General features: G+C 68.9%; 10 protein-coding genes and 1 pseudogene. 6 read left to right on the top strand and 5 right to left on the bottom strand.

The annotated features are described in order from the left end of the window. Positions 1–214: 214 nt before the first annotated feature. Positions 215–1537 (bottom strand): KamA family radical SAM protein, encoded by a 1323-nt coding sequence (locus tag AC3EO4_RS21595; protein ID WP_379581219.1) that lies wholly within the window; start codon positions 1535–1537, stop codon positions 215–217. Positions 1538–1713: 176 nt separating this feature from the next. On the opposite strand from AC3EO4_RS21595, the gene AC3EO4_RS21590 reads away from it, so the two are divergent. From AC3EO4_RS21590 to AC3EO4_RS21570, 5 genes are all read left to right on the top strand, one after another. Next, complete coding sequence (locus AC3EO4_RS21590) at positions 1714–2271, top strand: DUF1707 SHOCT-like domain-containing protein (RefSeq protein WP_379581218.1); 558 nt, start codon at positions 1714–1716, stop codon at positions 2269–2271. A 55-nt stretch (positions 2272–2326) separates the two neighbouring features. Beyond that, positions 2327–3313: a phosphate acyltransferase PlsX gene (gene plsX / locus AC3EO4_RS21585; protein WP_379581473.1), complete on the top strand. Its 987-nt coding sequence runs from the start codon at positions 2327–2329 to the stop codon at positions 3311–3313. A 52-nt stretch (positions 3314–3365) separates the two neighbouring features. Further along, on the top strand, positions 3366–5573 hold the full coding sequence (locus tag AC3EO4_RS21580) for an HAD-IC family P-type ATPase (protein ID WP_431897362.1): 2208 nt from the start codon (positions 3366–3368) through the stop codon (positions 5571–5573). Beyond that, a complete protein-coding gene (gene argS / locus AC3EO4_RS21575; protein ID WP_379581216.1) occupies positions 5570–7297 on the top strand; it encodes an arginine--tRNA ligase in 1728 nt (575 codons plus the stop codon). The genes AC3EO4_RS21580 and argS overlap by 4 nt, the downstream gene beginning before the upstream one ends. Before the next feature lie 91 nt (positions 7298–7388). Beyond that, positions 7389–8720, top strand: coding sequence for a hypothetical protein (locus AC3EO4_RS21570; protein WP_379581215.1), 1332 nt, complete (start codon positions 7389–7391; stop codon positions 8718–8720). 102 nt (positions 8721–8822) lie between these two features. On the opposite strand, the gene AC3EO4_RS21565 is transcribed toward AC3EO4_RS21570, so the two are convergent. Next, on the bottom strand, positions 8823–9203 hold the full coding sequence (locus tag AC3EO4_RS21565) for a cell division protein SepF (protein ID WP_379581214.1): 381 nt from the start codon (positions 9201–9203) through the stop codon (positions 8823–8825). Positions 9204–9369: 166 nt separating this feature from the next. Here AC3EO4_RS21565 and AC3EO4_RS21560 point away from each other — a divergent pair, with 166 nt between their 5' ends. Further along, a complete protein-coding gene (locus tag AC3EO4_RS21560) occupies positions 9370–10317 on the top strand; it encodes a PhzF family phenazine biosynthesis protein (RefSeq protein ID WP_431897359.1) in 948 nt (315 codons plus the stop codon). A gap of 164 nt (positions 10318–10481) precedes the next feature. On the opposite strand, the gene AC3EO4_RS21555 is transcribed toward AC3EO4_RS21560, so the two are convergent. The 3 genes and pseudogenes from AC3EO4_RS21555 to AC3EO4_RS21545 form a co-directional block, all read right to left on the bottom strand. Further along, positions 10482–10868, bottom strand: coding sequence for a nuclear transport factor 2 family protein (locus AC3EO4_RS21555; protein WP_379581212.1), 387 nt, complete (start codon positions 10866–10868; stop codon positions 10482–10484). A gap of 55 nt (positions 10869–10923) precedes the next feature. After that, positions 10924–11076, bottom strand: a pseudogene (locus AC3EO4_RS21550) (IS5/IS1182 family transposase); the annotation flags it as partial. A 250-nt stretch (positions 11077–11326) separates the two neighbouring features. Beyond that, positions 11327–12010 (bottom strand): maleylpyruvate isomerase family mycothiol-dependent enzyme, encoded by a 684-nt coding sequence (locus AC3EO4_RS21545; protein WP_431897357.1) that lies wholly within the window; start codon positions 12008–12010, stop codon positions 11327–11329. Positions 12011–12169: the final 159 nt, after the last annotated feature.

Genomic DNA, 12169 nt, shown 5'->3' with positions numbered 1-12169 from the left:
CGTGAAACCCGGAGGCCACCGTTGCTGGGGCTCCAGCTTGGGATCAAGCGGGCGGCTGACAAGTCCGGACATGGGGAGGGTGGATTTCGGATATTCCCCCGACGCCCAGTCAGTCGATCAATGGAGTCCCACCGGCCCGGTACAACGGCTCGGAAAACAAATGTCCCGGGCCGGGGGTTCAGATTTTTCTGTTGCTGGATATCCGCTTGACCGCTCAGGCCGACAGGAGAGCTTCCTGCGCGGCCGTCTCCCACGGGAAGCGATCGGCGAAGGCCGGCCGCAGGTCCGTCAGCCACGCGGCCTGCGGGTCATAGCGGGCGAAGAACGGCCTGCCGACCAACGAGGGGTCCCGCGACTGGATGAGGTGGAGCACGAAGACCTTCTGCCCCGCGATCTCGGTGACGCCGTCGACACAGACCTTGCCGGGCGTCGCGGACATCGAAGGCCCCCGCACCGTACGGCAGAGCCCCGACACCGAGGCGTAGGCGTCCCTGAAGACCTCGTACGCCTGGGCGAGCGGCACGGCGAAGTAGTCCTGGGGACCCGTGTCCCGCTCGACGAACATGTAGTAGGGGATCATCCCCATCCCGAGCTGCTGCCGCCACATCGACGACCACACCTCGGGATCGTCGTTGATGGACCTGATCAGCGGCGCCTGCGTGCGGATGGTCGCCCCTGAGCCGAGGATGCGGGAGACCGCCTGCGAGACCAGCGGCGACGCCAGTTCGCGCGGGTGGGAGAAGTGGGACATGAACGCGAGGTTCTTGCCCGCCTCGACCACCTGCTCGAACAGGCGCAGCGTGTCGTCGGCGTCGGGATCGGTGGTGAAGCGCTGCGGCCAGTAGGCCAGGGACTTGGTGCCTATCCGGATCGACTCCAGCTGCTCGACCTCGAGCAGCGGCTCGACGTAGCGCCTGAGCACGGACTCGCCCATGATCATCGGGTCGCCGCCGGTCAGCAGCACGCTCGTGACCTCAGGATGCTCGCCCAGGTAGGCCACGAGCTGTTCGACGTCGTCGGAGGCGAACTTCAGGTCCGCGTCGCCCACGAACTGCGCCCACCTGAAGCAGTAGGTGCAGTAGGCGTGACACGTCTGCCCCTGCTTAGGGAAGAAGAGTACGGTTTCGGGATATTTGTGCTGCATGCCCGGCACGGGCTCCTTGCCGATGCGCGGCACGTTGAGAGAGAGCTGCCCCGCCGGATGCGGGTTGAGCTTCATTCGCACCCGGTTGGCCTCGGCCTGGATCTCCGCGTTCGGCGCCTCGGCCTTCAGCAGGTCGGCGAGCCTGTCCACATCGGGGCTCGGCAGCATGTCCGCCTGCGGGAAGACCAGGCGGTAGATAGGGTCGTCGGGCGCGGCCGACCAGTCGATGAGTTCATCCACGACGTAGGCGTTGGTCCGAAAGGGCAAGACTGTCGCCACCGCCCTCACCTTCAGCCGCTGGGTCTCGTCGAGGCCCGCCCGGAGAAGGAGCTCGTCCAGATGCTTGGAGGTGTAGGCCTTGAAGCGTCGCGTTCCCGCTTGGTTCAAGATCACTAGGCCTTTCCCATCTTTTTTGTTCGATCGGATGTAAACCTGTGAACCCTGTCGCGCGTCTAGGGGCTCTTATACCCGGACGCGGCCAGGACACGTTCTGGTTCCACAGAAACCCAAGTTTCTGCCGAGCTTCGGTCACTCGCGACATATCGCGAAGGGACATACACTGGCGGATTGTGACCGACGACGCAGCAATGCGAGCCTCCGACGCCGACCGCGACCGCGTCGCAGCCGTCCTCGGGGAGGCCCTCGCCACCGGCCGACTCACCAGCGTCGAGCACGCCGACCGCCTCGAGGCCGCCTACACGGCCAAGACCGTCGGCGAGCTCGTCCCCATCACCCACGACCTCCCCGACATCGCGACCTCCGCCAGACCCGCGCTGGTCGAACAGCAGACCGTGAACGCGGTCTTCAGCAAGGTCATCCGCAAGGGCCGCTGGGTGGCCTCACGGCACACCAGGCTGAGCGCCACCTTCGGCGCCCTCATCATGGACCTGTCCGACGCCGTCCTGCCCGGCAGGGAGATCACGATCGAGGCCGACGCCCGCTTCAGCAAAATGATCATCAGAGTCCCCGAGAACGCACACGTCATCGACGAGGGCGCGTCGATGTTCGGCAAGCGCAACGTCTCGGGCGGATCGGGCGGCGACGGCCCGCTGATCCGGGTCACGGGACGATCCATGTTCGCCAAGGTCATCGTGGCCCGAGGGGTCACTGACTGGAACCTGGCATAACAACCATACGATTCGAACTGTGCCAGAGCCCGAACCGCCGATAGCGCTCGACGCCATGGGCGGCGACCACGCGCCATACGAGATCGTGGCCGGCGCCGTGCACGCGGTCAGGGAGCGCGGCCTGCCGATCGTCCTGGTCGGCTCGCCGCGCGTGCTCTACGAGTCGCTGGCCGACCACGACGCCACCTCCGAGATCCCGATCGTGCGGGCCGAGGAGGCTCTCGCCATGGACGAGGGCGCGCTCGCCAGCCTGCGCCGTCCCCGCTCCAGCATCGCGGTCGCCTGCCACCTGCTCAGGCGGGGCGACGCCTCCGCCGTGGTGTCGGCCGGTTCGACCGGCGGCGTCGTCGCCACCGGCAAGCTCCGGCTCAAGGCCCAGCAGTCGGTGCTCAGGCCCGCCCTCGCCGTCGCCCTCCCCACCAGGCCCAGGCCCACGATCCTGCTCGACGCCGGCGCCAACGCCGAGGTCAAGCCGGAGATGCTGGTGCAGTTCGCGCACCTGGGCTCCGCCTACGCCGAAACCGCCTACGACGTCCGCGACCCCCGCGTCGGCCTGCTCACCATCGGCTCCGAACCCGAGAAGGGCACCAAGCTCGTCAAGCGCGCGCACGAGTTGCTGCGTGCCGCCCCCGGCATCGACTTCCTCGGCAACATCGAGGGCCACGACCTGCTGACCGGCGAGGCCGACGTCATCGTGACCGACGGCTTCACCGGCAACGTCGCGCTCAAGACCATGGAGGGTGCCGTCCGCTACGCCTTCACCGAGCTGCGCGAATCCATCAACACCAGCACGATCGCCAGGATGGGCGCCCTCATGCAGCGGGCCCGCCTGCGGGAGCTGTCCCACCGGCTCGACTCCGAGGCGTACGGCGGCGCCGCCCTGCTCGGGCTGAACGGCACGGTCGTCATCGCCCACGGCGCCGCCAAGGCGGCCGCCGTCAGCGCCGCGTGCCAGCTCGCCGCCACCCTGTCCCGCCGGGGCATCGTCAGCCGCATCGGCGAACGCCTGGCCGCAGGCCACCGTCCCCACCGGCTATGGTGATCTTTACCACGATATTCGGGGGGATCGCGTGGAAGGCCTGACATCTGCCCAGGTGGCAGTAGCCAAGAAGAACACCGTCCCGCGCAGGACGAGCCGATCGCTGTCGGCGATCATCAGAGCCAACGTCTTCACGTTCTTCAACCTGGTGATCGGCGTGCTGTGGGCACTCATCCTGATCTTCGGTCAGTGGCAGGACAGCCTGTTCGGCCTGGTGATCGTGGCCAACTCGATGATCGGCATCGTCCAGGAACTCCGGGCCAAACGCACGCTCGACAGGCTCGCCGTGGTGAACGAGGCACCCGTCACCGTCAGGAGGGACGGCAGGGACGAGCTCGTCCACCCCGAGGAGATCGCGCTCGGCGACGTGATCCTGCTCGGACCGGGCGACCGGGTGCTGGTCGACGGCGAGGTCGTCGCCGCCCAAGGTCTGGAGATCGACGAGTCGCTGCTCACCGGCGAGGCCGACCCCGTCCACAAGAAGCCCGGCGATCAGATGCTGTCCGGCAGCTTCGCCGTCGCGGGCTCCGGCGCGTTCGTCGCGACGAAGGTCGGCGAGGACGCCTACGCCGCCGTGCTCACCCGGCAGGCCAGCAGGTTCTCCCTCGCCCACTCCGACCTGCGCGACGGCGTCGCGAAGTTCATCAAGTACATCACCTGGCTGGTCATCCCGATCGGCGCCCTGCTGATCTACAGCCAGCTGCGCCACAACGAGGACTTCGGTTCGGCCATCACCGGCGCCGTCGCCGGCATCGTCACCATGATCCCCGAAGGCCTGGTACTGATGACCAGCATCGCCTTCGCCGTCGGCGTCGTACGGCTCGGCCAGCGCGACGCCCTCGTCCAGGAACTGCCCGCCATCGAAGGCCTGGCCAGAGTGGACGTCCTGTGCGTCGACAAGACCGGCACCCTCACCGCCGGCGGCATGGACGTCGACGAGGTGATCCCACTGCGCCAGGACGCCCCCGTCGACTCCGCCCTCGCAGCGCTGGCCCACGCCGACCCTCGCCCCAACGCCACCGCCCAGGCCATCCAGGCCTGCTACCCCGAGGCGCCCGGCTGGACCAGCACCGACATCGTGCCGTTCTCGTCGGCCCGCAAGTGGAGCGGCGCCACCTTCGACGGCCACGGCACCTGGTCGCTCGGCGCCCCCGACGTGCTGCTCCCACCGGGCACCCAGGAGTACGGCACCGCCGCGACGCTGGCCGCCACCGGCGCCCGCGTGGTCGCGCTCTGCCGTACCGAGGACAGGGAGCCCGTCGCGCTGATCACCCTCAAACAGCGGATCAGGCCCGACGCTCGCGAGACGCTCAGGTACTTCGCCGAGCAGGGCGTCACCGTCAAGGTCATCTCCGGCGACAACCCCGACGCGGTGTCGGCCATCGCCACCTATCTCGACATCCCCGGCGGCGACAGGGCCGTCGACGCCAGGACCCTCCCCTCGGACGACGACGAGAAGCTCGCCGAGATCCTGGAGAGCCACACCGTCTTCGGCAGGGTCACCCCGCAGCAGAAGAGGCTGTTCGTCGCGGCGCTCCAGTCGCGCGGCCACACCGTGGCGATGACCGGCGACGGCGTCAACGACGTGCTCGCGCTCAAGGACGCCGACCTCGGCATCGCGATGGGCGCGGGCAGCCCCGCCACCAAGGCCGTGGCCCAGGTCGTGCTGCTGGACAACAAGTTCGCCTCGCTGCCGGAGGTCGTCGCCGAGGGGCGCAGGGTGCTCGCCAACATCGAGCGGGTGTCGAACCTCTTCCTCACCAAGACCTTCTACGCCATCGCGCTGTCGCTCGTGGTCGGCGTCCTCGGCATGGTGTTCCCGTTCGCGCCCCGGCACTCGACCCTGGTCAACGCGCTGACCATCGGCGTCCCCGCCCTGTTCCTCGCGCTCGGCCCCACGGCCGAGCGGTCCCTGCCGGGGTTCGTGCCGCGCGTGCTCCGCTTCGCCGTACCGGCGGGGCTGATCACCGGGGCCGGCGTGATCCTCTCCTTCTCCGCCGCGGGCGGCGACCGCACCGCGGCGGTCGTCACGCTCTTCCTCGTCACCTGGTGGGTGCTCGTCCTCATCGCCAGGCCGCTCAACGCCTGGAAGATCATGCTGGTCGGCGCGATGGCGGTGCTGTTCGCCCTCGCGCTCGCCATCCCCTTCACCCGCGCGTTCTTCGAGCTCGGGACGGGCGGTTGGACGGCCGTCGGAATCTCCGCCGCGGCCGCGGCAGGCATCAGCATCGCGGTCAAGCTCACCGGTACCCTTAGAACATGACCGACCCGCAGATAGTGCTCACCGAGCGCGTCCAGCAGGCGCTGGCCCACGCGTTCGGTCCCGAGTACGCCGACGCAGACCCGCTGATCCGGCCCTCCCAGTTCGCCGACTTCCAGGCGAACGTCGCGATGAGCCTGGCCAAGCGCCTGCGACGAGCCCCGCGGGAGGTCGCACAGGAGATCGCCGACCAGCTCGCCGACTTCCCCGGCACCGTCGAGGTCAGCGGTCCCGGCTTCCTCAACATCGCCCTGTCCGACGACTGGGTCACCGAGCAGGCCGCCGAGATGCTCGCCGACCCGCGCACCGGCGTCGGCACCGCCACGCCGCCCCAGCGCGTGGTGATCGACTACTCCGCGCCCAACGCGGCCAAGGAGATGCACGTCGGCCACCTGCGCACCACGATCGTGGGCGACGCCATGGCCCGCGTCTACGAACATCTCGGCAGCACCGTCATCCGCCAGAACCACCTCGGCGACTGGGGCACGCCGTTCGGCATGCTCATCGAGCACCTGCTCGACATCGGCGAGGACGCCGCCGTCGCCCAGCTCGAAGCCGGCCAGGGCACCGAGTACTACCAGGCGGCGCGCGCCCAGTTCGACAGCGACGAGTCCTTCAAGGCCCGCTCCCGGCAGCGGGTCACCACGCTGCAGTCGGGCGACCCCGAGACCATGCGGCTGTGGCACGTCTTCATGGACGCCACCATCCGCTACTTCGACAAGGTCTACGCGATGCTCGGCGTCACGCTCACCGACGCCGACATCGCGGGCGAGAGCATGTACAACGCGATGCTCGAGAAGACCTGCGACGATCTGGAGTCCATGGGCGTCGCGACCATGAGCGAGGGCGCGCTCTGCCTGTTCCCGCCCGGGTTCACCGGCTCCGACGACAAGCCGCTCCCGCTGATCATCCGCAAGAGCGACGGCGGTTACGGCTACGCCTCGACCGACATGGCCGCGATCCGCTACCGGGTCGACGACCTCAAGGCCGACCGCGTCCTCTACGTCGTCGGCGCCGACCAGGCGCTCCACTTCCGCATGGTCTTCGCCGCCGCCAGGCAGGCCGGATGGCTGCCCGACACGGTCTCCGCCGAGCACGTCCAGATCGGCATGATGCTCGGCAAGGACGGCCGCCGCTTCAAGACCCGCTCCGGCGAGTCGGTCAAGCTGACGGACCTGCTCCAGGAGGCCGTCGACCGCGCGTCCGCGGCCATCGCCGACCGCGGCTACGACGACGAGACCAAGGCCGAGATCGCCCACGCGGTGGGCATGGGCGCGGTCAAGTACGCCGACCTGTCGATCAGCCACGACAGCGAGTACGTCTTCGACTTCGACCGCATGCTCGGCTTCTCCGGCAACACCGGTCCCTACATGCAGTACGCCACGGCCAGGATCCGCTCCATCTTCCGCAAGGCCGCCGTCGAGCCCGAGAACGCGCACGGCCCGATCGTCCTCGGCGTACCCGCCGAGCGCGCGCTCGCCCTGCACCTGCTCGGCTTCGGCGCGGTCGTCGACCAGGTCGCCGACCTGGTCGAGCCGCACCGGCTCGGCGCCTTCCTGTTCGAGACGGCCAGCCTCTTCAGCACCTTCTACGAGGAGTGCCCGGTCCTCAAGGACGAGGTCGACGCCGACACCCGCGCCTCCAGGCTCGCCCTGTGCGCGCTGACCCTGCGGGTGCTCGAAACCGGCCTCGACCTCCTGGGAGTCCCCGTACCTGATCGCATGTGAGCCATGGGCGCGCCTCCGCAAGGTTGGCGCGCCCCCCGGCTAGGCTTTACGCGGTCATGAAGTGAGGCCGATATTGGGGGAGTTCTCTGCCTTGGCAACGGATCTGACCGCGAGCCCCCAGGCCACCACGGAGCTCCACCGGTACGTCGAGGCACTGCTGGCCAACCTCGCCGCCGACAGCTCCACGCCGCTGGCCGCCCCCACCTTCCAGGACGACGGCTCGTCCTGGCTGCCGCCCGCCGTTCAGGCCCTCGTCACGATCCTCGCCGGCGACGACCCGCTCGAACCGCTGACCAAGGCGGCGACTCGCGACCAGCAGAACACCGCGCTCTTCCTCTGCCTCGCCCTGGCCGTCGCCGGCCATGGCGACCGCATCCACGCCTCATGGCTCGGCACCGCCTTCGGCGCGCTGTCCCTCGAACGGCCCGTCACCCACGGCCAGCGCGCGCTGTGGCTCGCCGCCGCCAGAGGCGCGTACGGCCCGGCCGGCAAGATCTTCGTGCTGCGCAAGCTCGACGCGCTCGCCATCCCCGAGCACGCCGAGGTCAGCGAATGGCTGCAGGCCCTCGTCCCCGGCGAGCCCGCCGTCGTCGTACCCGCCGCACTCGTCGACTTCCCCGAACTCGCCGAGATCCCCGAGCTGGCCAAGCCCGTCCAGGCCGCGGCCAGGCTCGCCAGGCTGCGCGCCCGCTGCACCGAGATCACGTCGACCAGGCAGGCCGACTCCGAGTCGCGCACTCCGCTCATCAACGCCGCCGCCACTCCCGCCACGGCGTGGGCGGAGGAGGAACCGCTGGCCGTCCTACGCTCGATGGCGGGCCTCGGCGGCGCCCCAGGGCCGATGGCCTCGCTCGTCAGTCACCTGCTCGACGACCTACGCCCCGGCTCCGATCCGTACCTGGCCGCCATCGCCCTGCACGTGGCCGCGCCCATCCTGCGCGGCGTCGCCGAAGGCCTGGCCGCCGACACCGAGCTGGCGCCGCCCGACGCGATCACCGTGCCGGTGCTCGGCCACCCGCTGGTGCTCCACCCCGAGGGCCCCGACGCGACCTCCATGGCCGACGCCGAACGCGAGATCATCGCCGACGGCGTGCCGGACCGCGGGCTGCCCTGGCTCGCCTACGTCTCGCTGGGACTGGCCGTCGCGCTCCTCGTGGCCGCCGTCGTCCTGTGGTGGCCGTTCGCGCTCCTCGGCGCCGCCCTCGCGGGACTGGGCGGATGGCGGCTCTGGCGGCTACGGCAGGCCAAGCTCTCCGACGCCGCATACGTCGAGCAGCGGCTGGCCGAACTCAAAGACCTCGCCGACGGCGCCGTCTGGGCGCTGCACGCCTACGCGCGCGAAGCGGAGGACCGCGCCAAACAGGCGGCAGAGGACACCGCCGAACTCACCCGGCTCCTCCGCCGCGGACCCCGCGCCGCATAGCCGGCCGCGTCACGCGGCACGCCACAAAGCGCACCTGGCCCGAACCTGACATAAGCGCCAGACCAGCCTCCCCAAGGCCGGCCCGGCGCGCAGTCACACACGTCAGGTGTTCTCGATCTCCACATGCGCGGGCGCCAGGAGGAACACCCGGTCCGCGATGCGCTCGATCCGACCCTCGCACCCGTAAGCCAGCCCGGCCGCGAAGTCGACCATCCTGGTGGCCTCCGGCATCGGCATGCCGGTGACATCCATGATGACCGTCTGGCCCTCGCGGAAATGCTGCCCGATCATCGGTGCGTCGTTGTACTTCAGCGGCTGGACCATCACGATCCGTGACGACTCGACGGTGGACCGCCACCGCTTCGCGGCACGCTCCGACGCCGGCATGTACTCGTCTTCGTACTGCTCGTCGTCGTATCCGTCATCGTATTGGTCGATCCCGCCCAGGCCAAGGTAGCTCACCACCTTGCGCACTGCCCCCATCGGCTTGTCCTTTCCTCAGGAACTCACCGTAATCGGCACGTCCCTACACATTGGACGGTAACCGACTCTTTGGCGTTCGCCATGCGACACGCCCAACACTTATTCCATTTTGTACGGCAAGCGTCCTGGTTTCGACTGGATATCTGCCACCTATAGCATCGACGACATGCGCCTGTTCACCGTCGACGCCTTCACTCCCACAGCATTCCAGGGTAATCCTGCCGCTGTCTGCCTCCTGGAGTCACGCGCTTCCGACACTTGGATGCAGTCCGTAGCCGCCGAGATGCGGCTCTCGGAGACGGCGTTCCTGCTCGGTAATTCGTTGCGCTGGTTCACCCCGGTGGCCGAGGTATCGCTGTGCGGACACGCGACCCTGGCCACCGCCCATGTGCTCTATTCCACAGGAGCGGCCACCGGTGAGATCAAATTCACGACGAAGAGCGGAATCCTCACCGTCAATCGCTCCGACGACGGACTCATCTCGATGGATTTCCCCGCCAAAGAAGTGACGCCTGCCACAGTTCCCGACGGACTGGAAAAGGCCCTTGGAGCTGCGGTTGTAGGCGTCGGACACAGCCAGTTGGACCTGCTGGTCGAGCTCGAATCCGAGGAGGCCGTCCGCTCCCTCGACCCCGACATCGCCGCTCTCGAAAGGATCGACGCCCGCGGCGTCATCGTCACCGCCCGCGCCGCCGCGCCCACCCCGGAACCCCCGGCACCCGCCGCCCTGGAAGGCGCCGCCGCCCGCGGCCCGGAAACCCCGGCTTCCGCCGCCCCGGAAGGCGCCGCCGCCCCCGGCCCGTGCCCAACCGGCTCCCCCGCCCCGGACCCGATCTCCGCCGGCCCTGCTGTCGGATCCTCCCCCGCCGTCTCGTATGACTACGTGTCCCGATTCTTCGCCCCACGCGTCGGCGTCCCCGAAGACCCGGTCACCGGCTCGGCCCACTGCGCCCTCGCCCCGTTCTGGTCGGCCCGCCTCGGCCGGGCATCGCTCGTCGGCCGCCAACTGTCGGCCCGCGGCGGCACCATCCGCACCACCGTCCGCGGCGACCGCGTGGACCTGGCCGGCCGAGCCGTCACCGTCCTCTCCGGAACCCTCCACATCACCCCCTAGCCGACCGGCCCCTACGCTCCGAGCCGCCAGTCGTCACACCTTGAGCCCGTCCGGCCATCGCACGCGCACGCCGTCCGAACCTCCATGAGTCCGGCACGCCCCCACACCGCAGCACGCTCGCCGCGGAGTAGCAGGAGGCGTAGCAGGTAAGGGTGGTGGAGGGCTTACCAGCGCTCCACCAGATGCTCGCGACCAGACGGCGGATCGTACGGCTCTGGCCAGTAATCGGTGATCCGGCTGATCAATCCCTGGTCGGAGATCTCGAACCACACGCACGCGTCCTGACGCTCGGCGCCGACGCGCGCGTCGATCAGCGCCGCCGCCTGGCGACCGTCAGCGACCACTTGCCGCACCTGGAGGTGCCAATCGCCGGGATACTCCATGTTGAACTGGAGGAAGGCCGACTTACCACGGATCCGTTCACGGCTCTGTGGCATCTCATACACCACGTCCTCGGCAAGCAGAGCGCCAAAGCCCTCCCAATCACGTCGCTCGGCACTGTCAACGTAGGCATGTACGGCACGACGGGTTCTGATTGTCTCCTCGTCCACGCGTCGGACCCTATATCCGAGCACCGACACTTGATCTGCCGCGTGATGGAGGTTCTCATCCTGAGTGGCGACCGTCTTCGACGGCTTGCAGTACGAGAATCGCCTGGATGATCCCGGTCGCGCGGTGAAGGCAACAGCGCAGGCGAACCAGGATCATCCGCGTCGTGAGTGTGGCCACGGCTCGCTCTCCCATGGCCAACCGGGCGTAGATGTCGCCGCCTCGCAGGTGAGCCGGTACCAGCAAGGCCTGGCGACCGGCTGTCAGCCTTCTGATCGACCATGAACACACGCAGGCTCCGCTAGGACCAGCGCGCTTACGTCCAACTGAGTTGGGCAAAGCTGCCGCGTAACCCAAGCAGCCGCGATCTCCCCGTCCTCCTCCACCAGTTCACCCAGGATGGAAAGGCTCATGGCGTCAGGCGTGTGTGCCGGCCCAGTGAACCTTCCCAGTCACAGCCCTAGGCGGTCAGAGGACCCGACAGCAGATGTTCCCCCGCGCCGCGATCGCCGTCCCACACCAGGCCGTCGTCGTCAGGCGACATCCGTCCCCACAACATCAGCAGCAATCCTTCCGCCGTGCCCGACACCTTGGCAACGGGCACGCCCTGCCCATACGTCCACGATCGGCCGATGTCAGCGGCATCGAGCCGGAGCGCCTTGTCGGGCAGCTGCGCTCGCCCCCGCACGATCTGGCGCGGCGCCATCACCTCGAACACCTCCGCCACGCCCTCCCCTGCCAACTCCGGATCGAACGGCCGAGCCGTACCGATCGCCCGCTCGGCATCCCAGCGATGCAACAACGCCTCCACGCACCGGCGCCGCTGCCAGAAGCCGACCGTCTCCGGCGGGTGGAACGTCCATGCCTCCGTCGACGGATCGGTGTCCAACGCTTCGAGCAACGTGTCCGACGCCGCATCGAACCACCGAGCCAACCCCGCACGATCCTTCGGCGCCGCGGGCGGCACGTAGTCGCCGCGCCTTTCCGTCACTGCTTTGGCCGCCCACAGGTTCGATCCCCCCAGGTGTTCGGCGAGTTCGCGCAATGTCCAGTCGCCGCAATGCTCGATCGGTACCGACAGATCACCATCGAGGCACGCTCGGAAGGCACCCAATTCGTGTCGGAGATGTAGAAGAAGATCCATGCCTGGCAACGTAGCCGACCGCTCCGACAGTCCCCCCCTCCTGCCAGCCGCCCCCAGCCACAATCCCTCCTCCCACTCCAGCCCCAGGCCCACGACTCTCAGGGGGGTCGTGGGATCTCCTGCGGCACTGTGCCGGCGCGGTGTGGAGGCGCGGTGTGG

The sequence above is a fragment of the Nonomuraea sp. bgisy101 genome, assembly GCF_057708945.1.
This window is presented reverse-complemented; position numbering and strand designations above follow the sequence as displayed.